Here is a 26516-nt window from a genome sequence, read left to right as displayed (position 1 = left end):
AAACTTTTATTCTTGAAGCCGTTTATACAAACATTATTTTTCATCTTATTAAGCACATCTGCTTATACCCAAAACTTATATCTAAAAATAAACGGATCAAACGCTTTAGAAAACAAAACCATAGATTCAATATCTTATACAACAATTCACCCAAATACAAAATCTTTATTTAATGAAATCAAAATTCTTTCTGAAAAACTTTCAAAAGAAGGCTATATAGACAATAAAATAGTTGAAACAAAAAAAGCAAATGACAGCACATACATTTCAACTTTCGAATTAAAAAACAAAATAAAACGCATACATATATATATAGGTAAAAATAATTCTGTTTTAAACAATACAAAAGAACAAAACGATACTATAGCAATACCATATAACGAAATTGAAAACTACCTAAAAAAAGAAGCTTCAAATGTCGAAAAATCAGGTTTCGCCCTCAGCAAAATTAAACTTGAAAACATTCAGAGAAAAAACTCTACTATTTATGCAGACTTAAATATTGATAAAGAAAAAAAACGAGCGGTAAATTCAATCATTTTAAATTATGCGAATCCAGCTTCTTCAGATTTTTTCCCTAAAGGACATTTAAAACAACTTAACAAAAAATATCTAAACAAAACATTTAACCAAGAAATCCTAAAACAGCTTTATGAAGACATCAACAGCTTCGAGTTTGTTTCACAGATAAAGTATCCAGAAATACTCTTTACAAATGATTCTACAAAAATTTACACTTATATAGAAAAACGAAAAGCAAATACTTTTGATGGTTTTATTGGATTTTCTAATAATGAAGATAAAAAAGTAACACTTAACGGCTACTTAGACATTTTACTAGTAAACACGCTTCATGCCGGAGAACAGTTTTCACTGTATTGGAAAAGCGACGGCAACCAACAAAGAACTTTTAATACAAGACTAGAAATTCCTTATATTTTTAAAACACCTCTTGCCATAAAAGCACAATTAAACATCTTTAAACAGGACAGCACTTTTCAAAACACAAAAACCGCTATTGACTTAGGATATCTTCTAAACTATAATTCAAAAATATACTTAGGTTATCAAGAAACAGAATCGAGCGATATCCAAAACACGAACAACTCAAAAATCAGTGATTTCAAAAATTCATTCATCACCACAAATTATGAGTATAAAAAAACTGATTACGAAAACAATCTTTTTCCTCAAAAATCATTAATACACTCTATAATTGGCTATGGAAAAAGAAACACAAACAATTCTCCCGAAACAGCAGAACCAAGTAGTCAGTTTTACACAAATATAAATTTCGCATATAATATTGAATTCAATAAAAAGAATTACATATATATAAGTCCACAGCTATTTTACCTAAAAAGTGACAATTATATAAGCAATGAATTATTTCGTTTTGGAGGAATGAACTCTATAAGAGGTTTTTCTGAAAACAGTTTACAAGGAAACAGTGTAAATCTATTACTAACCGAATATCGTTTCTTAGCAAATCAAAATCTTTACCTGCATTCAATTTTAGACTATGGTCTTTACCAAGACCAGACATCACCAGAAAACAAAAAATTCAACAATCTGTTATCTATTGGAATTGGAGCCGGAATATTAACATCCAGCGGACTATTAAAACTAACAATAGCAAATGGCACAACAAACAATAGTGATATTAAATTCTATAATAGCATTTTAAGTCTATCTTATAATGTAAAATTCTAACGAAAGACTTTCAAAAATATTACAAATTTCTAGTTCACAGAAATTATCTTCAACATCAAAAACCAATCATAAAACATCCACATTGTTAAATTATCATAAAGTCATTTTTTAACAAAAAACCTGCAATTTCATTTCTGCATTATTTACACCCAACTGAAGCTTTTTTTACAAAAGGAAGCTATTTTTAACAAAAAGGCTATCATAACAAGGATAATTTTTATAGTATAAAAGTTATAAAAAAAACAATAAAACACTAAGTATTAATAAATTTAACATTTATTCCATTCAAAATATTTTTAATTATTATCATAATTCGCTTTAAATTTTGAGAATTATTAAATCAGATGCTTTTATTAACAATAAAAAAACAAAATCACATAGCAAAATCATAATTTAACTAAAAAAAAAGCTTTTAATATTAGGAAAGTTAACAAATTATTAAGAGTTTTGCGATACTAATTCAAAATATTTAAAAATGAAACTAAAGTTCAATGGATTCTTAGTGCTTTTATTAGTACTAGTTGCGCAACTTTCTTTTGCGCAAGAAAGAGCTGTTTCTGGAACAGTTTCTGACAATGCAGGAATGCCTTTACCAGGTGTTAGTGTATTAGTTAAAGGAACTAAAGCAGGAACACAAACAGACTTTGATGGTAAATATTCTATCAAAGCATCTTCAAGCCAAGTTTTGGTATTTAGCTACATTGGGATGAAAACTCAAGAAATAGCTGCAACTTCATCAACAGTTAACGTAAAATTAGCTGGAGATGCACAGGAACTTGAAAGCGTTGTTGTAACAACAGCTTTAGGTGTTAAAAGAGAGAAAAAATCTCTTGGATACGCTACTCAAGAAGTAAAAGGAGGAGACCTAAGAAATGGTACTTCAAGTGGAAACTTCTTAAATGAACTTTCTGGAAAAGTTGCCGGTGTTAACATTACAAGAAACACGAACTTTGGAGGTTCTACAAGTGCTATTTCCAGAGGGGTTAAAGCTATCGGACAAAGTAATGAGATGTTAATCGTTATTGACGGTATGCCAATTAATAACGGAAACAATACTAACGACGGAACAACTGCTCAATCATCAGGAGGTAGAGGTTTTGACTACGGTAACAATGCAATGGATATTAATCCAGAGGATATTGAAAGTGTTAACGTATTGAAAGGTGCTGCTGCATCTGCTTTATATGGTTATTTAGCAGGTAATGGAGTTTTAATGATTACTACTAAAAAAGGTAAAGCTAAAAGAGGATTAGGTATTACAGTTTCATCTGAAGTAGTAACTGGAAGCCCTGACAAAGACACATTCTTAAAATACCAAAAACAATATGGTGCTGGTTACGGAGGTTCTTTCGGAGAACAAGATATCGATGGTGATGGAACTCCAGACTTAGTAGTTGCTATGGGAGATGACGCTTCTGTAGGAGATGCTTTTGATCCTACATTAAATGTTTACCAATGGGATGCTTTCTCTTTATACCCAGGAAACAACAATTATGGTAAAGCTACTCCTTGGACAGCAGCAGCAAACGACCCATTTAAATTCTTCAAAAATTCACTTTCATTAGTAAACAGCATCTCTTTCGAAGATGGAAACGAAAAAACTAACGTTGTTTTCAACTATACTAATACAAAACAAACTGGTATTTTACCAAACAGTGAATTAAGAAAAAACAACTTCAGTTTAAAATTGAATCACCAATTTACAGACAGATTATCTCTTAGTACTTTCGCTAACTTCTCTGCGCAAGAAACTTTAGGTAGAAACATGACTGGATACAGTGACAACTTAATTTCTGGTTTCCGTCAGTGGTGGCAGACAAACGTTGACATTAAACAACTTGAGCAAGCATACAACAATTCAGGTGGAGAAAACATTACTTGGAACAGAAAATCTGTTGCTAATGGAGCTCCTGCTTACTGGAACAACCCATATTTTGAGCGTTACCAAAACTATCAAAATGACAGCAGAAATCGTTTCATCGGTTATGCAAACTTTACATACAAAATTGCTGACTGGGTTTCTGCAACTGCAAAAATCTCTACAGATACATATTCTGAAATCCGTGAAGAAAGAGTTGCTGTAGGTTCTGTAGCAAAAACTTTCGGTATCAATGCTCTTGACGAAACATCTGGATACCAACGTTACAATGGTAACTTCTCTGAGCAAAACTACGATTTACTTCTTAACTTCAAACATAACTTTGGTGAGAACGTAAGTTTAACTGGAGTAGCTGGGGGTACAATTAGAAACAATTATTTCAACCAAATTACTGCTTCTACACAAGGAGGTTTAATTATTCCTGGAATTTACAGCTTAGCTAACTCTAGAGCAGCTAGCCCATATCCATACGAAAGAGAAACTAAAACATCTGTTAACAGTTATTACGCTTCTGCTTCATTAGGATATTTAGATTCTTATTTCATCGATGCAACAATTCGTAGAGACGCATTCTCAAACTTACCTGCAGACGATAACAATCTTTATAGCAAATCTATTTCTGGAAGCTGGGTTTTCTCTAAAAATATTGATGCAAGCTGGTTAAGTTTTGGTAAATTAAGAGGAGGATATTCTGAGAGCCCTCTTGGAACTCCTTCATTAGCATTGGTTGACACTTACACAAAATACGATCCATTTAATGGCAACCAAATGTATTCTGTTAACTCATTCAAAAACAATCCAGGTCTAAGACCAATTAAAACAAACACTACTGAGGTTGGTCTTGAGATGCAATTCTTAAACAGAAGAGTTGGATTCGACGTGAGTTTATACAAAAACATCAACGATGGTGAAGCTGTAAGAGTACCTTATTCTACTGCAACAGGTTACACATCTCAATATGTAAATGCTGCAAAAATTGAAAACAAAGGTATTGAGGTTCAATTTAATGCAACTCCAGTTAAAACAACAAATTTCTCTTGGGATATTAACGTAAACTGGTCTAAAAACGAAAATATGGTTACAGCTTTAGCTGATGGTGTAACTAACTTACAAATTTCTTCTTTCCCTGGTACAGTAACTTTAAATGCAGTTGTTGGACAACCATTTGGAGTATTAAAAGGAACTGATTACACTTATACAGCAGATGGGCAAAGAGTTATCAACCCAGCAACTGGTAGATATGTAATCAATACTTCTACTAACAACATCATTGGAAACATCAATCCAGATTGGATTGGAGGTATTAGAAACAAATTCACATACAAAAGCTTATCTTTCAGTTTCTTAATTGACACTAAGCATGGTGGTGATATTTTCTCTACTGACCAATGGTATGGTGTAGGAACTGGTTTAACTAATGAAACAGCAGGAAACAATGATTTAGGACTTCCTAAGAGAAATCCTCTTGTTAATGGTGGTGGTGTAATTCTTGAAGGCGTTTATGCTGACGGAACTCCAAACACTACAAGAACTGCTTATTCTACAGGTGGAGCAATAACAAATGCTTACACTAACGGTCCAAGAAGTCAATATGTTTATGATGCTGGTTTTATCAAATTAAGAGAGGTAAACATTACTTATAGCTTACCATCTTCATTAGTACAAAAAATGAAATTAGTAGATGCTAAAATTTCACTTATTGGTTCTAACTTATGGATAATCCAAAAAAATCTTCCGGATGCAGACCCAGAAAGTGGATTAGGATCTAACATAGGATCGCAAGGTCTTTCTATCGGTTCTTTACCAACAACTAGAAATATTGGTTGTAACTTAACAATAAAATTCTAAGCTATGAAAAATAGACTAATAATATTAATATCATTCATTGCCTTATTTTCATCATGCTCTGATGATTTTGGGGACATGAACCAAGACACAAAAAACCCAACCGTAAGTACTCCTGAATTTTTATTCACAAATGCAGAGAAATTTATGGTGGACCAAGTTACAAGTACATCTGTAAACTTTAACGTATTCAGATTGTATGCACAACAATGGACAGAGGTTCAGTATCCACAAGAAACTCAATATGACCTTACTGGACGTACAATTCCAGATCGTCACTGGGCAACTTACTACCGTGATGTATTAAGAGATTTTAAAGAAGCTAAACAACTTTTACTTACTCAAAAAGCAAATTTTGCAGGAACTCCTGATGGCTTAGTTGTAATAGAAAACAAAATTGCTATTATTGACATTTTATCTTCTTACTGCTACAACATCTTAGTTGACACTTTTGGTGATGTTCCTTATACTGAAGCTTTGGATATTGAAGGACATCCACAACCAAAATATGACGATGCTCAAACAATCTACAAAGATCTTTTGTCTGTATTGACAGCTGCATCTCACAAATTAGATCATAGTGAAGGAAGTTTTGATTCAGCTGACCTTATTTACGGTGGAGACACTCAAAAATGGGCTAAATTCGCAAACTCTCTTCGTTTTAGAATGGCTATCACAATGGCTGATGTAGACTTAACTTATGCTACTACAGAAGCATTAGCAGCACAAGCTGATGGTTTAATCTTAACTAGTACAGATGGAGCTTACATGCCATATACAACTAACACGACAAACAACAACCCATTATACCTTGATTTAGTGGCTAGCGGTCGTGATGATTTCTTGCCTGCTAATACATTTGTAAACAAAATGAATGCACTTTCTGATCCTAGAAGAGCTAAATACTTTACAGAATACCCAGCTGGTTCAGGACAATACAAAGGTGGAGTTTACGGAACAGTTAACGTTTATGGAGATTTCTCTCACTTAACTCCAACTATTAAAGATCCAGTTTATCCTGGTGTATTATTTACTTATTCTGAAGTAGAATTCTTATTAGCTGAAGCTGTAGAAAGAGGAATTGCTGTTGGAGGTTCTGCTGAATCTCACTACAACGCTGCAATTACTGCTTCGTTAGCTGATTGGGGAGTTAGCTCAAGCGATGCTGCTACTTATTTAGCAAGAACTGATGTTGCTTATGCAACTGCTGCTGGAACTTGGAAACAAAAAATTGGAGAACAAGCATGGATCTCTTACTACAATAGAGGTTTCGAAGCTTGGACATCATACAGAAGATTAGATTTCCCTGCATTAGTAGCTCCTGCTGTAACTTTTGGTGATATCACTGAAGTTCCTAAACGTTACTCTTATCCAGGAATCGAGCAAACATTAAATGCTGCAAATCTAGAAGCTGCAGTTGCAAAATTGGGTAACAATGCTGTAACTACTAAACTTTTCTGGGATAAATTCTAATATTTAATAATACAAGTATGAAAAAATATATAAAACAAATAGCTGCGTTCGCATTAATTGCGGTATTAGCTTCTTGTGATTCAGCAGATGACAATGTAAATTTGACATCTGTAGGCGGAAATGCAGTTCCAACGACATCAAGTATTAGTCGTTTGGATAATAATTTTGTTCTTCCTTTTAATACATTTACTCAAGAAGGAGTAACTGTTACTAAAGTAGAAGTTTTCAAAAACACTGCTAAAGTAACTTCTGACCCAATTATATTTGGTGACAAAGTTACAGACTTAACTCTTAGTGAAGGAAAAGGTACATTCAACACTTCTGTTTTAGGAAGTTTTGATGTATTCCCTGTAACTTCTGGAGGAGTAACAACTCTTACTGGTAAAACAGGTTCTTACTCATTAGCAATTCTTGCAACTTATTCTGATGGTTCAACAACAAGAGCTCCATGGACACTTACAGTTGGAAAAGGAATTTCTTGGCAAGGTTTCAATGATGAAGGAAAACTTGCAAACACTACTGCAAGTGGTGTGTCAGAAATAACGTACGGAGATACAACTCCTGCATTAGTATACATTGCTCCAGTTAAAAAATCTACTACTACAATAACTAGTATAGTTGGATATTGGGCTAAAAATGACAGCACTACATTTGCTGAATTACCTTTAACTTTAAAGACTACTGCACAATCTGTAGATTTAGCTGCAATTCCTTACGCTACTTACGGAGGACTTGTTGCTGGAGACAAAATTACTTACAGATTCGTTATAACTGCTACAGGAGGTCAAACAGATCAGATTTCTACAACAGTTACATTTGATACTGACGCAATCTAGTTCGAAAAAGAAGAAACATAAAACTTCTTAATAAATCCAAAACCGCTCTGTTAATTCAGAGCGGTTTTTTTATATAAACAATATACCTATATTTGTCCCATGGAAAAAGAACATCAAATATTTGGCATTAGAGCTATTATAGAAGCAATACAAGCGGGTCAGGAAGTTGACAAAGTATTTATACAAAAAGAGATTTCTGGTGAATTAATGAAGGACTTAATGAAGGTAATGAAACGTGCCAACATTAATTTTTCATACGTTCCTGTTGAAAAACTAAATCGGTTAACACCGAATAATCATCAGGGAGCTGTTGCAACCATTTCACCAATTGGATTTATCGACATCGAACATCTTGTAGAATCAACTATTGCTTCAGGTTCAAAACCATTATTTTTAATTTTAGATCAAATTTCTGATGCTAGAAATTTTGGTGCTATAATTAGAACAGCAGAGTGTACTGGCGTAAACGGAATCATTATTCAAAAAGCAGGATCGGCACCAGTGAATGGAGATACAGTTAAAACTTCAGCCGGAGCCGTTTTCAATGTACCTATCTGTAAAGTTGAGCATATTAAAGATGCTATTTTCTACTTACAGGGTTCAGGAATTAAAACAGTAGCTGCCACTGAAAAAACAGATCAAAATATTTACGACATATCATTAAATGAGCCGTTAGCGATTATAATGGGTTCTGAAGACCGAGGAATAAATCCATCAGTTCTTAAAATTGTTGATGAAAAAGCAAAACTGCCAATGTTTGGATCTATAGGATCATTAAATGTATCTGTAGCCTGCGGGGCATTTTTATACGAAACTGTACGCCAGAGAAGTTAGAATATATAGAATTAGGAATGACAATTAATTAAAAAAAAATTATGTCTTTATCCCCTAATCATAACATATTATTCAAAAAGATAAGTTCAATACTTGTAATGACAATCTTTACAAGTATTACTTCTCATGGACAAACCATACACTACAATCAATTTTGGGGTGAGGTTCAGTTTAACAGAACTATAAATGAAAAATGGTCAACCGAATTAAATTTGGGAACCAGTTACAGCAGCACAGAATCATCACCTAATATTTTTGAACAAAATACCCAAAGATCTTTTCGCGGCTGGGGACATTATTATCTAACTCCACGCTGGAAACTTTCCTCATTTATTGCTTATTTTAACAATAAAGATGTTCCTGAAATTGGGCAATTCGAATCGCCGGAATGGCGTTTTGCTTTACAAGGTATTTACTATTTTCATAAAACTGGATATACACTTAGCACAAGAATGCGTGCAGAACTTCGGCACATGAAAAATGAAGATGATACTTATGAAAATGTTTTTCGGTACCGACATCAAATCAAATATTTAAAACCTATAAATAGTAAAGTCCTGCGTCGTGGTGTGGTTTATGGAGTAGCTTCGGATGAAATATTTTTAAAATCCGGGACCAAAGTAACCGGATTAAGTTTTTTTGACAGAAACAGATTAAATGTAGGAGCCGGATATTTATTTACTGATGATATACAGCTTGAAATAACTTATGCAAATGATTACCTGCCAAGAGACAATGGAAATCAAATTGTAAATGCAGGATCATTAACCCTCACCTTCAACAATCTTTTTAAAAATATAAGCAAAAAACTTCATCATCCTCAACCGGAAACTGATGAGTAAATTCAATTCTAATCTTTCTTTAAAAAACAAGCTAATTGTTTTACAATCTCATCTTTGTGGAGTTTAAAGTTGTAATCACGAATAAATTCCGTTCCTTTCATATTTATAGCGGCAGTCATTGCTTCGAATTTAGAAAAAGCATCTAAATCCTTTGCATCTATTAAATATAAAACCTGCATTACAGAATCGTTTGCTATATATTGAGTGTCAAAATGAGCCAGCTTATAAGATTTTTTATCTGCAAGATATATAATCAAATCATCTGTGATTTTTTTACCCGTTTTTTTCTCTGGAAAAGGAGTTGGCTGTAACGCAACAAAATAATTTTCTTTATCGGTTACTATATTTATTTTTAGCGATTTTGATTTAGTTGTGTAAAAAACTTCAGGATTAGAATAATATACCATAGAGCCATCTGCCAAAACCCTGTTTTTTATCTCACACTGCGCAAAAGATTTAGCACAGCCTAAAATCAATAAAGTCAAAATTGCAGCGGAAAACTTTTTCATGATACGACTGAATAAAATTAAAATGACCTCTAACAAATTTAGACATTTTAATAACACCAATCCAATTTTCACACTTTATCTCCTGATTCTGATTTTGTTATAATATAATTCACCGTAATATTTGAATTAAAAAACGATTCCGGGTTTTCAACTTCTTCATCAACTTCGGTATTTACAAAATTTCCATTTTCATCAAAATGTTTCATAAAAGGATCTTCTGAAGGATCAAAATCTGGCCTCTGCCAATCATAAATTATAGGTTTAGTATATTCGGGAGTTTTGTAATATAATGAAAGTCCAAATCCTGTTATAAATCCCGCCAAATGACCTTCCCACGAAATTGTTTTATCTATATCAGGAAATACATACCAAATCATGCCGCCGTAAAGCAAAATAACAGATAACGAAAGAGCAACTAATCGATAATATTTGGTTTGAATTCCTTTAAAGAAAATAAAACTGACCAAAACATAGATCAGCCCGCTTGCTCCTATATGGAAATTTGCCCTGCCAATAATCCATGTTATTAATCCGGAAAATACAATTCCAAAAAAGATTACTGAAAATGACTGTTTAGGATAAAAAAACTGCAAAGCAGCTAATAACACTAAAAGCGGAATAGAATTATTATACAAATGTTCTAAATTTTCATGAATGAACGGACTGAACAATATACCTTGTAAACCAGAAAAGTCCCGCGGATAAATTCCGTTTTGATAAAAATCAAAATCAAAACGAATCTGAATCCAATAAATTACCCATAATAAAAGCACAAACAATACTGGAAGTCCAATTACAGCATTTGAAAATTTAAAGTGATTATCGTTCATACAATTCAGATCTATTTTTAAATACGACATCAAAAAACTATCCAAATAAAATCTACTGATATTTTGTCAGCATCGCAATTATGTGTTAAATGTTTACAAACGAGCCGGCATATATCTTTCTAAACAAATAAAATTAATTTGAAAATAGTAATTTTACAAAATGGAAGCACCTTTAGCAGAGCGTATTCGCCCAAAGAAATTAGAAGATTACATTAGTCAAAGTCATTTGGTAGGACCAAACGGCTCTTTAACGCAGCAAATTTCGAAAGGAATAATTCCTTCTTTAATTTTTTGGGGACCACCCGGAACAGGAAAAACTACACTGGCACAAATTATTGCGCAAGAATCTAAACGTCCGTTTTATGAACTAAGCGCAATTAATTCCGGAGTTAAAGATATTAGAGACGTAATTGAGAAAGCGAAACAAAGCGGAGGCTTGTTTACCGCTAAAAATCCAATTTTATTTATTGATGAGATTCACCGATTTAGTAAATCACAGCAAGATTCACTTTTAGCAGCTGTCGAAAAAGGCTGGATCACGCTTATTGGCGCAACCACAGAAAACCCAAGTTTTGAGGTTATTCCCGCATTATTATCCAGAAGTCAGGTATATATACTAAATGCTTTTACAAAAGACGATTTAGAAGCCTTATTATATCGCGCCATAAAAATCGACACAGAACTATCTGCCAAAAATATTAAACTAAAAGAAACCGAAGCCTTATTAAGACTTTCCGGAGGCGACGGCAGAAAACTGCTGAATATTTTTGAACTAGTAGTAAACGCATCTGCCAGTGACGAAATAATAATTACTAATGATCGTGTTCTAGAACTAGTACAGCAGAATACGGTTTTGTATGATAAAACAGGAGAACAACATTATGACATTGTTTCTGCTTTTATAAAATCGATTCGAGGAAGCGATCCAAATGGAGCTGTTTATTGGCTTGCCAGAATGATTGAAGGTGGTGAAGACGTAAAATTCATTGCCCGAAGAATGCTTATTCTTTCAAGCGAAGATATTGGAAATGCAAATCCAACGGCATTTATAATGGCAAACAATACTTTTCAGGCTGTTTCGACTATTGGTTATCCAGAAAGCCGAATTATTTTAAGCCAATGCGCAATTTATCTCGCAACATCGCCAAAAAGCAATGCATCGTATATGGCAATTGGAAACGCCCAGCAATTAGTAAAACAAACCGGTGATCTTCCGGTTCCAATTCATTTAAGAAATGCACCGACAAAACTGATGAAAGAATTAGGTTATGGCGAAGATTATAAATACTCGCATAATTACGCCAATAATTTTGCCGAACAAGAGTTTTTGCCTGATGCCATAAAAGAAACGGTTCTTTACAATCCAGGAAGCAATTCCAGAGAGAACAGCAACCGTGAATTCTTAAAGAACCGTTGGAAAGATAAATATGGTTATTAAGTTAACCTGTTTATTGTTTATTGTTTTATAGAGATGTTTAAACTTCTTAATCTAAAATCTAAAATCTAAAATCTAAAATCTAAAATCTAAAATCTAAAATCTAAAATCTAAAATCTAAAACTTAACAGAAATTTTTTCTGAAACTAATTTATCGTTTTGGTAGTATTCAAAATACCAGCCATTATCTTTTGCATTTAATGAACCCTGAACGCCGTCTTTAATTGCAATGAAAGAATCTGCACGGGAAGTTTTAAGTAATTTCATTACCACTTTTGGTGTTTTATCAATTAATTGATAACCATTTTCTGTTGGCTGTGCATATAATAAATTCGGATCTGAAACATCAGCAACTGGTATTGTCGTTGTTACTGTTGCAGCAGAAACTACAGGAGCACTTGTTTGTGCAGGCTGAGTCGTCGCGATTGTTTTTCCGTTGTATTTATAGTGTTGTGCGATAACAGAAATAAAAGCGTTATCAAGACTTTCTTTATATGCAGCCTCATAATCTTTTTCTCTGCTTTTTCCGGTTTCAGAAGTGTAAACTACTTTTCCGTAACAGTCTTTAAACTCCGCATAAAGTTTAGTTACTAAAAAAGCATTATCTTTTTTAACATCAATATAAAGCAATTCACATCTTTCGCCTGTTCCTGCCGGTATTTCTTCATTGGCATAATAAGCTTTAAATCCAGCTTTAAGAAGATTTGTTTTGGTTATTGTAGCTAATCTGTATTGATTATCGGTTTTCATAAAATCATACCTTACAGGTATTATAACCGCTTTATAATCGTTAATGGATTGCGAAAATCCAAGTACAGAACAAAGAAGTAAGGTCAATAAAACTTTTAATTTCATAATTATAGATAGTTTTTAAGTTCTAATAAATGGTTAATTTGTTTATAGTTTTTAGGCGTTTCAACATTTTTTATATTAAAAAAAATAGCATCCATACCTGCATTTAAAGCTCCGTTTACATCAGCATCAAAATCGTCGCCAATCATAATAGAATTCTCTTTTGACGATTGAGCCAGATTAACAGCATAATCAAAGATAATACTATTTGGCTTTTTTACTCCCGCTGATTCAGAATTTGTAATCGTAGTAAAATATCCTCCAAGCGCGGCATTAGTAATTTTTTTATCCTGAACATTTGCAAAACCATTTGTAATGATATGCAGTCTGTATTTAGGTTTTAAATATTCTAAAACTTCAATTGCGCCATCGAAAAGATAATTATTATCAGTCAAAAATTCAATGTAATCGTTGGCAATCTGATTAATATTTTCGTCAGACATTGCATAATTTAACGCATCAAAAGAAAGCTTTAGTCTATTATAACGTAATTCCTGATGTGTAATTTGATCGGTTTGATACAATTTCCAGCATTCCTGATTTATTGGAATATATTTTTCAATAAAATCTTCAATTTTAATGGTTCCAAAATTGGTTTTAAAAATGCGGTCAAAAGCCATTTGAGAGTTTTTATCAAAGTCCCATAAAGTATGATCCAGATCAAAAAAAATGTCAGTTATATTAGTATTCATAGATTAAAAAATTCCTTCATCTACAAAACTATAATATTTTGTTTCAGTAACGATTATATGATCTAAAATTTTAACATCTAATATCTCCCCTGCTGTTTTAATTTTAGTTGTAATCTGTTTGTCTGCATGACTTGGATTTAAATCTCCCGAAGGATGATTATGGCACAAAATCAAACCAGTAGCACCATTTTCTAATGCTAATTTAAAAATCAGGCGTATATCTACAAGCGTTCCGGCAATCCCGCCCTTGCTTAATTGCGATTTAGAAATTACTTTATTTGAATTATTAAGAAAAAGCACCCAAAACTCCTCATGTGGAAGTTCGCCAATAATGGGCTGCATTATTTCGAAAGCTGCTTTACTCGAAGTTATTTTTTTTAACTTCAATGTATCTTCTGCTCTTTGCCTTCTGCCTAATTCTAGTGCCGCGACAATAGAAACCGCTTTTGCCTCTCCTATTCCTTTAAATTTTATTAATTGAGAAATAGTCATTTTTCCTAAAGTATTTAAACTTTTTGCAGAAGCCAATATTCGCTGGCTTAGTGCAACAGCAGATTCATTACGACTTCCGGAACCAATTAAAATTGCCATTAATTCCGCATCACTTAAAGCATCTTTACCTTTTACAATTAATTTTTCGCGTGGTTTATCATCATCAGACCAATCTTTTATTGCAAAATGATCTCCTTTCATATAAAAATTTTTAAAACGCGAATATAAATTAAAAAGAAGAAAAATCTTTCAATTAAGTTTAGTCATTTAAAATTAACTTTAAAAAAAATGTGCCAACTGTAAAAACAATTGGCACATTCTATAATTTTCAAATTGATTAATTACTCAATCAATCCTTTTACATCATCAAAGTTTAAACCTCCGTAATTTCCTGAACTCATTAATAAGAGTGCAGAATTATCCAGATTTAAGTTGAATAAATATTCTTTAAATTCAGTTGGATTTGTGTAAATAATCAAATCTTTTCTATTAAAAGCTTTTGCAATTTGCTCATAAGTAACTTCTTCCAGCTGCTTGATTTTTACAGCATCCGGCGAATAAAACACAACCGCAATATCTGCATATTCAAGAGCGCCTTCATATTCTTTTAAAAATTCGGCATTTAAACTGCTGTAAGTATGCAGTTCTAAACAAGCAACTAAAGTTCGGTTTGGATATTGTTCTTTAACCGCTTTTGTAGTTGCAGCGACTTTACTTGGCGAATGAGCAAAATCTTTATAAGCTACTTTTCCTTTTCCTTCGGCGATTTTTTCTAAACGTTTAGAAGCGCCTTTAAAGCTGGCAATAGCTTCGTAAAAATCTTCTTCGTCAACGCCCATATTTTGGCAGATCCATTTTGCTCCGGCAAGATTATTTAAATTATGCGCTCCAAAAACTTCAATTGGCATATCGCCTTCCGGAGTTTTCAATAAGGTTACGCCATCGGCAACAGAATATTCTGGAGTACTATACGGCAATTTACGAATTGGATTTGTTGCTGCTTCGGCCACACGTTTTACTTCAGGATCATTTTCGTTATAAACCAAAATTCCTCCGTTGGTAATTTTAGAAATAAAAATTTCAAACTGTTCTACATAGTTTTCATAAGTCGGAAAAACATTAATATGATCCCACGCAATTCCAGAAATCAAAGCAATATTTGGCTGATATAAATGAAACTTAGGACGTCTGTCTATAGGAGATGATAAATACTCATCGCCTTCCAGAACCATAAAGTCATTTTCTTCTGTAAGATGCACCATCGTGTCAAAACCTTCTAACTGAGCTCCCACCATATAATCAACTTCAATATTATGATAATGCATTACATGCAAAATCATCGAAGTAATTGTCGTTTTTCCGTGAGAACCACCAATAACTACACGCGTTTTATTTTTAGACTGTTCATATAAAAATTCAGGATATGAATAAATTTTTAATCCCAGTTCCTGCGCTTTCAATAATTCAGGATTATCAGCTTTTGCATGCATTCCTAAAATAATGGCATCAATATCGGCTGTTATTTTTTCAGGAAACCAGCCCAGTTCGGCAGGAAGAATTCCTTTTTTTTCTAATCTCGATTTAGACGGCTCAAAGATTGCATCGTCGCTTCCTGTAACCTGATAACCTTTATTATGCAATGCCAAAGCTAAATTATGCATTGCGCTTCCGCCAATGGCGATGAAATGTGTTTTCATTTAAATTCCAATTTTTATGAATGCCAAATTCAAATAACATCAAAAAATACTGTAATTGAATTGGTTATGACTCAAATTTTTGTTTTAATTCATGCGCTTTTTTAGCGTCTTTTAATTTGTTCAAATATAAATTATATAATTTTTGAAATGTCGTTTTTGATTTACCAATTTCGTTTGCTTTTATATAATATTTTTCGGCTTCGGTATATCTGTCAAAATACTCTTCAATTCTTCCTCGGGATAAATAACCGTCAACAAGCGATAACTTCAATAATTCATTAGAATATGAAACTGCCTTCGATTCACTTCCGCCTAAAATACCCGGCAGATGAAGATAATATTCTATTAATCCCCAGCGGGCCTGAATATGTTTGGGATTTAATTCAATTGCTTTTTCAAAAGATTCTTTTACTTCCGAAGCCAATCCTAAAGCTTTAATTTTATTTACTTCCGAAGCACGCATTCCCAAAGCACCGCCGTATTTAAAATACACATTAGCTTCGCTTGGTTTTAATTTTTTCAGCTTTTTATAATAATCAACCGCTTTTTGCCAGGATTTATTATGAGAAGCAATATCGCCTAAATATTCAATTACTTTGGCATCAGAAGGTTTTGATTTCAGAATTTCTTCAAAAACAATTTGTGCTTCCTCGTACTTTTTTGCCTGAAAAAGCTTTTCGCCTTTCTCCATATTCGACTGTGGCCACAATAAGAATGGCAAAAACAAAAAAAGGGCTGTTAGTTGTTTCATAACTCAAAAATAACGAAATATAGAATGCACAATTTGCATTTTGATATAAATTAGTAATTTGTACGAAATTTTTTTTTAACGTGTTTCCAACCTTTTTACAAAAAAGCATCTCTATAGATTAAAACTTACTTATGAAAAAAATAGTATTTGGACTCTTTTTGTTTTCTACGGCACTTTTTGCTCAAAAAACAGATAAAAACTGGGTTAAGGTAATTGCCTTTGAAAATGAAGGCAAAATAAAATCTGCTAACGAAATTGTCGATAAAATCTACAAAAAAGCAGTTTCCAGAAAAGACGAAATCGAAATGATAAAATGTTTCTTTTATCAATCGAAATACATGATGGTTCTTGAAGAAAATGCACAAACAAAAATCATCAACAACCTAAAATCAAATATTGCGATTGTTTCAGTTCCTTCAAAAGCGATTTTAAATCTGGTTTATGCTAAATGCTTAAACGATTACTTCTCCCAAAAAAGATATTATATTCAGCAAAGAACTAATACTACGGAGGTTGCTACTGATTTTTTAACCTGGACAACAAGCAATTTTGACAACGAAATAAATGCGGCTTTAAAACAGACTACCGAAAACGAATCTGTTTTAAAGAACACGTCTTTATCTACATACGAACCTATTTTTGATTATTCATCTGAAGACGATTTCAAAAACGAAAATTTATTTCAATATGTTTTAAATGAAAATATTGAGTTCTATAAACAAAAAATTAATTCGTGGGAAATTCAAAAATGGACTTTTACTGACCATCAGGAAAGTTTATTGGGCAAAACAGATAGTTTTATAAAACTTAATTTTGATTTTGTTACAGAAGAAAACCTCAAAAAAGTGCTTTCTTTTTATCAAAAAATAGAAACCAATTATCCAACTTTAAACAATCAGTTTGACCGCATTATTTTTGTCAAAAACTATTTATTGGATAATAACGATAGTTTTGTAAACGCAATTAACAGCATCCAAAAAAGCACAAAAGATGAAATTTTAATTCAGAAAATTCAATTAGAAAAAGCTACAATTCTAAGTCAGCAGGCATCAAAAGAAATGTATCCTGACAATTTCATCAAAGCAATTGAAGTTCTTGACAGCATAATTAAAGTTGAAAACAAATCAAATGCCTATAAATCTGCATTACAGCAAAAACAAAACATTGTTTCTAAATCTATTTCGATTCAGCTGCAAAAATATATTTATGATAATCAAAATACCCGCGCTTTTGTTGAATACAAAAATGTAGATCAGGTAAAAGTTTCATTCTTTAAAATCAATCAAAAGCAATTAGTCGATTTTCAAAGCAACTACAATAAAAGAGAAACTATAGTAGAAGAAATCGTAAAAAATACAAAACCTGCTGTTTCTCAATCTTATGATTTTAAAAACAAAAAAGATTATTTTCAATACTCAACAGAAATCCTTTTACCAAATCTAAAAATTGGTTCTTATATCGCGTATTTTGAAAGTGAAGCCGATTCTAAAGACAAAAAAGCTTTCACTTTTGAAACCATTACTGTAACTAATTTATCTGTTTTAGCATCACAAAACAGTAAAGAAATATCGTATCAGGTTTTAGACAGAAAAACTGGAAAACCTTTAAACAATGTAACCATTAAATCTCCAAAATTTACAATTAAAACAAATGCAAATGGTTTAGCATTTTTAAAAAAAACAGAGGATTATTATAATTACAATAATGAAAATATACAAGTATCATTAGAAAATGATTCGGTACATATTGACAGAAACTATGTTCAGTATAATTCTAGTATTAATGAATATTCTGAAAACAGGGCAAAAGCAAAAGTTGAATTTTATTTAGACAGAGCCATTTATCGTCCGGGACAAACTGTATATTTTAAAGGTATTGCCATTCAGAAAAAAGAAAACAAAACAAGTGTTGTACCTAAAACATCTTTTAAAATTGTTGTTGAAGATGCCAATTATAATGACTTTAAAGAATTTGAAGTTGTAACAAATGAATTTGGTTCTTTTTCTGGTGAATTTGTACTGCCAAAAAGTGGACTAACCGGAGATTTTAGAATTTCTGCAAAAGAATCATCTGAATATGAAAAAGACAATCTTTATGACAAAGAAAAAGCAGAACATGCCTTTTGGGATCATGTAGACTTTGATTATTCAGAATTAAATTTTAAAGTTGAAGAATACAAACGTCCAAAATTTGAAGTCACTTTTGATCCTAAAAAAGAAAGTTATCAGATTAATCAAAATGTAAAAGTAAACGGAACCGCCAAAGCTTTTGCAGGAAGTTCTATTTCTGATGCCAAAGTAACTTATACGGTAACAAGATATGTAAGCTATTTTAGACATTATTACGGACGTGAAGAAAATGAAGTTTTAGTTTCCGGCGAAACCAAAACCGATGCTGCAGGAAAATTTGTAATTGATTTTAAAGCCGTTCCAACTAAAAACTCGTATAAAGAGCAACTTCCTGTTTTTAATTACGAAATCGAAGCTTCTGTAACCGATATTAACGGCGAAACACATCAAACCGTAACTACGGTAAAAGTAGGATATCATGATTTGGTTTTAAGTGCTAAAATTCCAAACGAAATTGCAACAAAAGACAAAAACTCGGTTATTCTAAACAGCACGAATTTAAACGGAGAATTTCTGGCTGCAAAAGGCGAATTAAAAATATATTATCTGCGTCCGTTTTTAAACAAATTTAAATCAAGACTTTGGCAGAGACCAGAAATCGAAGGCATTACAGATTCTGATTTTGAAAAATTATTTCCTTTTGAAAACAATGAAAAAGGAATTACACTTGAAGAAACTTTAGTTTTTACCAGAAAAATCGACACTGAAAAAGATAAAAAAATCGCTTTAGATTTTATATCTGATTACAAATCCGGACATTATAAACTTGTTTTTTCTGCCAAAGACAGTTTTAATAATCCAATTGAAACCACAGAAAATTTTGAGCTTACGCAGAGTAAAGACAAATTTAATCCCGGAAAATTATTTACTGCTGTACAAGTAAATGAAGATGCAAAAAAAGACGGATTTGCACTCATAAAAATTGCATCAGTTATTCCAGAAATATACATCGTAAATATTGGCAATTACAACTCTAAAGTTTATTTTGAAACCACAACTCATTTGAAAAACAATGAAGCAATTGTAAAAATTCCGATAAAAGACGAATTTGAAAACAGCATAAAAATAAGTTTCGAAAGTATTTTTGAAAATCAGGCATTTAATGATGAAATTGAAATAGTATTAAAAAGCACACAGCCAAAATTAGAATGGAAAGTAGAAAGTTTTAGAAATAAAATTCAGCCGGGAAGCACTGAAAACTGGTCATTTCAGCTAAAATCAGATAATACTAAAACAGAAGCAGAAGTTTTGGCTTCTATGTACGACAGCTCTTTGGATCAGTTTACCATAGAAAACTGGAATATTTTGGCCGTTAACGAATATAATTATAACGGAGCAAATACTAAAACAGCTCTGGGTTTTGAAAACATTCATACGGCATTTAGAAATTTAAATAGAAATCTGTCCGGGCTTCAGTTAACCAAAGAAAAGACAAGTTTAATCTGGTTTGGGTTTGATTTTAACGATCCTAATTATGTACACAGACAAAGCGAATATATCAGACAAATTAGTAAAAAAGCTAAAAAACCAGCTAATGCAAAAATGATTGCCGGCGTAATTTATGATGCTTCGGGACTTCCATTGCCTGGCGCCATTGTTTTAGTTAAAGGAACACAAAGACAAACCGTAACTGGTTTTGACGGTTATTACGAAATTGAAGCAGCGAAGGGAGAAGAATTAAACTTTTCTTTTATAGGTTTTACCACGAAATCAATTGTTATTTCAGACGAGAAAACTATCGATGTTACGCTTGAAGAAGATGATCAGTATTTACAAGAAGTTGTAGTTACGGGTTATGGCATGAAAAAAGAGAAAAAATCACTTTCGTATGCGACAAGAAATGTATCATCTGAAATGATGGCTGAAGAAGATAATAGTATTTATCCAGGCGCTCCGGCTCCGGTTTTAGCAAGTGCTGCAGGCGGACTTCAAATTAGTGATACTAATAAGATATTGATTCGCGGTAAAGCTTCAAATCCTGATCAAAAATTATTATACATAGTTGATGGAGAAATTGCAACAGAAGAAGAAGTAGAAAATATTAATCCTTCAGATATTATTTCTATAGAAACTTTAAAAGCTGATAAAGCAACAGCACTTTACGGAAGCAAAGGCGCAAATGGAGCACTTATCATTACAACTAAAAAATCACTTGAAGCTTTAACACAGGTAAAAGCGAGAAAAAATTTATCTGAAACAGCTTTCTTTTTCCCGAATTTAAGAACCGATTCTAAAGGAAAAGTAAGTTTTAATTTTACTTCTCCAGAAGCTTTAACGGCTTGGAAACTTCGTTTGTTGGCACATAACAAAGAAGCAGTTTCAGGCTACTTAGAAAAAAGTGTTGTTACTCAAAAGGAATTAATGGTTTTGCCTAATTTTCCAAGATTTTTAAGAGAAAAAGATACCATTGTTATTACTACTAAAATTTCAAATCTTACTGATGAAGCCAAAACTGGAATCGCAATTTTAGAGTTTTTTGATGCCGCGACAATGGAACCAATAGACGCTAAAATGCTGAATACAAAAAATGTGAAAAACTTTACCATTACAGCATTTGGAAATACAACTGCAAGCTGGACAATTACAATTCCAGAAGGCTTACAAGGCGTACAATACAGAATTCTGGCAAAAGCAGGAAACTTTTCAGATGGAGAAGAAAACATTCTTCCTGTACTGACCAACAATATGCTGGTTACAGAAAGTATTCCGGTTTGGGTACGCGAAAATTCCAAGAAAGAATACACTTTTGACAATCTTAAAAACAATAATTCAACCTCTTTAAGAAATCATCAGTTTACATTAGAATATACATCAAACCCAACCTGGATTGCGATTCAGTCTCTGCCTTATTTAATGGAATTCGAACATGAATGTGCCGAGCAGACATTTGCAAGATTTTATGCTAATTCTTTGGCTTCGGAAATAATTACAAGCAATCCTAAAATGGCGGCCGTTTTTGAAAACTGGCGTAAAAATGGTAAACTAAATTCGAAGCTGGAAGAAAACGAAGAATTAAAATCGATGATTCTGGCAGAAACGCCTTGGCTGAATGATGCAAAAAGTGAAGATGAAAAGAAAAAAAATCTGGCGCTTTTATTTGATTTAGAAAAAATGAAAAACGCTCAGGAAAGTGCTTTTCAAAAACTAAAACAAAAACAAAAATCTTCTGGAGGTTTTGCCTGGTTTGACGGCGGTGAAGAAAGCGAATATATTACAAGGCACATTTTGGCTGGATTGGGTCATTTATCAAAATTAAGCAAAACAGAAAGTGAGATTGCTAAAATTGATGAAATTGCTGAAACCGGTATTCCGTATTTAGATCAAAAGTTTCTTGAATATTACAAAGCCAGAAACAAGAATTTAAAACCAGCTGAAAAGCTTATCTGGGTAAATCCAAATTCTGATTTACATTATTTATATGCCAGAAGTTTCTATTTAGAGAAATATCCGCTTTCTGATACTGTAAAAAAAGCATCAAAATTGTATTTGGAAATCGCTAAGAAAAACTGGCTTACTTATACACTTTATGAAAAAGGATTAGCGGCATTAGTATTAAATCGTTTTGGAGAAAAAGCGGCAGCGAACACAATTTTAGAAAGTTTAAAAGAAACTTCTTCAAATAATGAAGATTGGGGAATGTACTGGATTGCCAATAAATCAGGCTGGTACTGGTATCAGGCACCAATTGAAACGCAGGCATTATTAATTGAGGCTTTCGCCGAAATAAGTAATGACACAAAATCTGTCGATGCGATGAAAGTCTGGCTGTTAAAAAACAAACAAACTAAAAACTGGCCTTCAACAAAATCTACAACAGAAGCCGTTTACGCTTTATTGATGCAGGGAACCGACTGGCTTTCGGTAAAAGATAATACGGTTATAAAAATGGGAGATCAAAAAATCTTAACCAAAAAATTGGATGAAAACCAAAAAGAAGCAGAAACAGGTTACATTAAATTAAATTGGAAAGCTGAAGAAATTAAAAAAGAAATGGCGTCAATAAGTATCGAAAACAAATCTAAAGTTCCGGGATTTGGCGGTATTTACTGGCAGTATTTTGAAGATCTGGATAAAATCAACAATAATACCGGAGCTGTTTTATCTGTTTCAAAAGAATTGTATCTCAAAAAAAGCACTTTGAAAGGAAAGGAATTAGAGAAAATAACTTCTAAAAGTCCATTACAAATTGGTGATTTGGTAACAGTAAGATTGATTATTACTTCTAAAGAAGATACTGAATATGTGCATTTAAAAGATATGCGTGCTTCTTGTTTTGAACCTGTAAATGTACTTTCAGAATATCAGTACAAAGATCATTTAGGTTTTTATATGAGTACAAAAGATGCTACAACACATTTATTCTTTGACAGAATTAATAAAGGAACTTATGTTATAGAATATGATATTCGTGTAAATAACAGCGGTGAATTCTCTAACGGGATTACTACAATTGAAAGTATGTATGCTCCTGAATTTACAAGTCATACAAAAGGAATTCGAGTAAAAGTGAATTAAAATTCCAAGAAAGAAAATTCCAAATTCCAATAAATGCAATAAAAAACCCGACAGCTTAAAAACTGTCGGGTTTAATTTTATAAAGAAATTGAGATTATTTAGCAATCGTCAATTCGTCGATAATATTTTTTGCTCCTGCATATTTGTCGATAATCCAAAGTACATAACGAATATCAACATTGATAGTTCTTTGTAATTTAGAATCGAAAATTACGTCTCCTGCCATTGCTTCGATGTTTCCGTCGAAAGCAATACCAATTAATTCTCCTTTTCCGTTAAGAACCGGTGAACCAGAGTTTCCTCCTGTAATATCATTATCTGTCAAGAAATTTACCGGCATGTAACCCGCTTTATCAGCATATTGCCCAAAATCTTTTGCTTTATTTAGTTCTAACAAACGTTTTGGTAAATCAAATTCCTGATCTCCTGCTTTGTATTTTTTCACCATACTTTCCATAGTAGTATAGTTGTTAATCGCTGCATCATTACGAGGATCAGCAGGTAAAGCGCGAACTTTTCCGTAAGTTAATCTCAAAGTCGAGTTAGCGTCCGGATATTTAATTGCGTTCAGTTTTGATTCTCTTAAACCTTCAACTAATTTGCGGTAAGCCGTTGCAAAACCATCATCAGCTTTTGCCTGATCGTCTGTTTTAGAACGGTATTTAGTTAATAAATCATTAGAAATAATATACAATGGATCGTGAACAATCGCTAATGGCTTTGGATTAGCCATAAATGCCTGTATTTTCTCTTTAGATGAGAAATAACTCATTTCAGCTCCTTTGGTAACATCAGAAGTAAAATCACCATTGTTAGCGGCTTTCATTGCAGCAATTTGAGTAGCTAAACCATATTCAGAACCTTTTGAAGCATATAAGTTTAATTGCGCAATTAAAATATCTTTTTCTAACGGCTCATAAAATTCACCATAAATATTTTCAATCATGGCGTTAATTTTAGGAAGCATTTCTGCTTTCTTAGCATCATTTTCATTGAAATATGCAATCAATGCATTTCCTAAATTAGCAGGACCTGTTGCATAACTTGATGTACGTAAAAGCTGCATTAAATAATTATCATGACGTGCTTTTAAGTTTGTTTCTCTGTAATAGTCGTTGATCGTTGGAATTACGTTTTCGTATTTTTCTTTGTTAGCAGGTTTACTTGCCCACTCATAAAACTTATCTTCCTGTTCTGCTTTTGTATCTACAGTTCCTGCTTTTGTTAAAGCATCGATCATACCTTGGCGGTTTTTCCAGTAGTTTGCTGTCGAAGCATATTTCGAAGCATACTGTAAACGCACAGTTGCATCTTTATCCATATACTTTTTCATTACATCCATTCCGGTTTTTGCACCTTCAACCCACGCAGGATAAGCATATTTAATGTTTTGCTCGATTCCTCCGGCAGGCATCCATCTGTTTGTTCTTCCAGGATAACCTAAGATCATTGCAAAATCATTTTCTTTTACACCTTTAATACTTACCGGTAAATAGTGTTTTGGTTTTAAAGGCACATTGTCTTTAGAATACGCTGCAGGATTTCCATCTTTATCAGCATATACTCTAAACATAGAGAAATCTCCTGTTTGACGAGGCCACTCCCAGTTGTCTGTATCTCCACCAAATTTACCAACGCTTTCCGGCGGAGTTCCTACTAAACGAACATCTGTGTAATCTTGGTAAACAAAATAGTAATATTCATTTCCTTGAAAGAAAGGACGAACAGAAACTGTGTATTTTCCGTTTTCGCTGTTTTCTTTTTCAATCAGGCTAATTTCCTGCTGAATGATTTTGTTTCTTTCAGTTTCTGTCATTTGATCGTTTACTTTTGACAAGATTCTTTTTGAAACGTCATCCATGCGTACGAAGAAACGAACGTATAAAGATTTTGGTTTCATTTCGGCGCTTTTTTCTTTAGCCCAAAATCCATCTTTTAAATAGTTTTGTTCTGCAGTAGAAAGTTCTGCAATGGCATTGTATCCACAGTGGTGATTTGTTAAAACTAATCCGCTGTTAGAAACAATCTCTGCCGTACAGCCTCCGTTAAATTGTACAATTGCATCTTTCAAACTATGATGATTGATACTGTAAATTTCTTCGGCTGTTAATTGCAAGCCCATTTTTTCCATATCTCTATGGTTCAATCTTTCGATAAACATCAAAAACCACATACCTTCATCGGCTCTTACAGGAAAAGCCATCAAGCACATGGTCAAGAATAAAATTACTTTTTTCATGTTATTTTGTTTAAGTTCTGCGAATATAACTCATTTTTAAAGAAAAATTAAACATTACAGCAAAAAACAAAACCTATTAAAAGGATTATTTGCTGATTTTTCGAATTTTACAATTTAACCTTAATTAAATTTTATTGCTAAATGTTTAAACTAAAAACTACAAAAACGATTAAAATCCTATTTTAAAATGATTTTAAAAATTAAAATCATAAACTATTTGTAAAAATATACTTTCTTTTATAAAATAATAACCTAAAATATTTCTTACAATTTTATTTATTATAAATTTGTCATCCAATAAATAAAAATTACAATGAAAAAATTATTACTTGCTCTTATGCTAATTACTGCGACGATGGTAAACGCACAGAAAAACTCTGTTTTATTAGGTGGAAATATTGGATTTTCATCAGATAAAGATGGTGAATCAAAAGTTGAAAATTTTGAATTTTCTCCAAAGGTAGGATATCAATTTGCTGAAAAATGGACTGCTGGGGTTGAAGGTTCTATTATGAACGTAAAAACAACCGGAGAAGACAAAACTGAAAAATATAAAATTGGAGGTTTTGTACGTTATTCAACACCGTTTTCAAATTTATTTTCATTTTATATGGATTTAGGCGCGGGATACCAAAATACATCTTTAAACAATGCTAAAGGCATTTACGCTGGTATAGATCCGGGATTGTTTATTAATATGAAAAACGGATTTGGTTTAAACTTTTCTATAGGCGGAATAAATTACAATAATCTTGATGGCAAAAATGATCCTAGACAAAATAATTTAGATTTCAATTTTGGAAAAACATTAAACATTGGAATTTCTAAAAACTTTGCACTATAATTTTTAAGGATTTCTGTTAAAAAGTAAAATCCTATACTTTTTGTTTTTTCGCGCAAAAAGTAAAAAACCCGACAAGAATATTGTCGGGTTTTATATTTATATAATTAAA

17 protein-coding genes are annotated in these 26516 nt (G+C 32.4%); 9 read left to right on the top strand and 8 right to left on the bottom strand.

All coding sequences use genetic code 11. The features are described 5' to 3' along the window. The first annotated feature begins 12 nt into the window (after positions 1-12). From ABD859_RS19640 to ABD859_RS19615, 6 genes are all read left to right on the top strand, one after another. Entirely contained in the window at positions 13-1713 is a 1701-nt protein-coding gene (locus ABD859_RS19640; protein ID WP_345146357.1) for a ShlB/FhaC/HecB family hemolysin secretion/activation protein, read from the top strand. Positions 1714-2188: 475 nt separating this feature from the next. Then, positions 2189-5440, top strand: coding sequence for a SusC/RagA family TonB-linked outer membrane protein (locus ABD859_RS19635; protein WP_345146355.1), 3252 nt, complete (start codon positions 2189-2191; stop codon positions 5438-5440). A 3-nt stretch (positions 5441-5443) separates the two neighbouring features. Beyond that, positions 5444-6910, top strand: coding sequence for a SusD/RagB family nutrient-binding outer membrane lipoprotein (locus ABD859_RS19630; protein ID WP_345146354.1), 1467 nt, complete (start codon positions 5444-5446; stop codon positions 6908-6910). Positions 6911-6927: 17 nt separating this feature from the next. Continuing rightward, positions 6928-7746, top strand: a complete 819-nt coding sequence (locus ABD859_RS19625; RefSeq protein ID WP_345146353.1) for a hypothetical protein — start codon at positions 6928-6930, stop codon at positions 7744-7746. Between the two features lie 99 nt (positions 7747-7845). Further along, a complete protein-coding gene (gene rlmB, locus ABD859_RS19620; RefSeq protein WP_345146352.1) occupies positions 7846-8580 on the top strand; it encodes a 23S rRNA (guanosine(2251)-2'-O)-methyltransferase RlmB in 735 nt (244 codons plus the stop codon). 41 nt (positions 8581-8621) lie between these two features. Next, on the top strand, positions 8622-9422 hold the full coding sequence (locus tag ABD859_RS19615) for a DUF2490 domain-containing protein (protein ID WP_345146351.1): 801 nt from the start codon (positions 8622-8624) through the stop codon (positions 9420-9422). 8 nt (positions 9423-9430) lie between these two features. On the opposite strand, the gene ABD859_RS19610 is transcribed toward ABD859_RS19615, so the two are convergent. Both ABD859_RS19610 and ABD859_RS19605 read right to left on the bottom strand, forming a co-directional pair. Beyond that, positions 9431-10003, bottom strand: coding sequence for a hypothetical protein (locus ABD859_RS19610; protein WP_345146350.1), 573 nt, complete (start codon positions 10001-10003; stop codon positions 9431-9433). Beyond that, positions 10000-10761 (bottom strand): rhomboid family intramembrane serine protease, encoded by a 762-nt coding sequence (locus ABD859_RS19605; RefSeq protein ID WP_345146349.1) that lies wholly within the window; start codon positions 10759-10761, stop codon positions 10000-10002. The genes ABD859_RS19610 and ABD859_RS19605 overlap by 4 nt, the downstream gene beginning before the upstream one ends. Before the next feature lie 160 nt (positions 10762-10921). On the opposite strand from ABD859_RS19605, the gene ABD859_RS19600 reads away from it, so the two are divergent. Further along, positions 10922-12199 carry a replication-associated recombination protein A gene (locus tag ABD859_RS19600; protein ID WP_345146347.1) on the top strand — a complete coding sequence of 426 codons (1278 nt, stop codon included), beginning with the start codon at positions 10922-10924 and terminating at the stop codon, positions 12197-12199. 114 nt (positions 12200-12313) lie between these two features. On the opposite strand, the gene ABD859_RS19595 is transcribed toward ABD859_RS19600, so the two are convergent. From ABD859_RS19595 to ABD859_RS19575, 5 genes are all read right to left on the bottom strand, one after another. Then, positions 12314-13051, bottom strand: coding sequence for a hypothetical protein (locus ABD859_RS19595; RefSeq protein ID WP_345146346.1), 738 nt, complete (start codon positions 13049-13051; stop codon positions 12314-12316). Between the two features lie 2 nt (positions 13052-13053). Further along, entirely contained in the window at positions 13054-13740 is a 687-nt protein-coding gene (locus ABD859_RS19590) for a YjjG family noncanonical pyrimidine nucleotidase (RefSeq protein ID WP_345146345.1), read from the bottom strand. Positions 13741-13743: 3 nt separating this feature from the next. Beyond that, positions 13744-14433: a RadC family protein gene (radC, locus tag ABD859_RS19585; protein WP_345146344.1), complete on the bottom strand. Its 690-nt coding sequence runs from the start codon at positions 14431-14433 to the stop codon at positions 13744-13746. Between the two features lie 140 nt (positions 14434-14573). Beyond that, the gene (locus tag ABD859_RS19580; protein ID WP_345146343.1) at positions 14574-15929 is read right to left on the bottom strand and encodes a UDP-N-acetylmuramate--L-alanine ligase; all 1356 of its coding nucleotides are present in this window, start codon (positions 15927-15929) and stop codon (positions 14574-14576) included. A 64-nt stretch (positions 15930-15993) separates the two neighbouring features. Then, entirely contained in the window at positions 15994-16680 is a 687-nt protein-coding gene (locus tag ABD859_RS19575) for a tetratricopeptide repeat protein (RefSeq protein WP_345146342.1), read from the bottom strand. Between the two features lie 131 nt (positions 16681-16811). Here ABD859_RS19575 and ABD859_RS19570 point away from each other — a divergent pair, with 131 nt between their 5' ends. Next, the gene (locus tag ABD859_RS19570) at positions 16812-23324 is read left to right on the top strand and encodes an alpha-2-macroglobulin family protein (protein ID WP_345146341.1); all 6513 of its coding nucleotides are present in this window, start codon (positions 16812-16814) and stop codon (positions 23322-23324) included. Between the two features lie 94 nt (positions 23325-23418). Here ABD859_RS19570 and ABD859_RS19565 read toward each other — a convergent pair whose 3' ends face one another. Next, a complete protein-coding gene (locus ABD859_RS19565; protein ID WP_345146340.1) occupies positions 23419-25563 on the bottom strand; it encodes a S46 family peptidase in 2145 nt (714 codons plus the stop codon). Positions 25564-25876: 313 nt separating this feature from the next. Between ABD859_RS19565 and ABD859_RS19560 the strand changes: the two genes are divergently transcribed. Further along, positions 25877-26407, top strand: a complete 531-nt coding sequence (locus tag ABD859_RS19560; RefSeq protein WP_345146339.1) for an outer membrane beta-barrel protein — start codon at positions 25877-25879, stop codon at positions 26405-26407. The last annotated feature ends 109 nt before the right edge of the window (positions 26408-26516 follow it).

This window comes from Flavobacterium ginsengiterrae (assembly GCF_039539785.1).
GTDB classification, from domain to species: Bacteria; Bacteroidota; Bacteroidia; order Flavobacteriales; family Flavobacteriaceae; genus Flavobacterium; species Flavobacterium ginsengiterrae.
The sequence above is the reverse complement of the archived record's forward strand: the minus strand, read 5'-3'. Positions and strand labels throughout refer to the sequence as shown.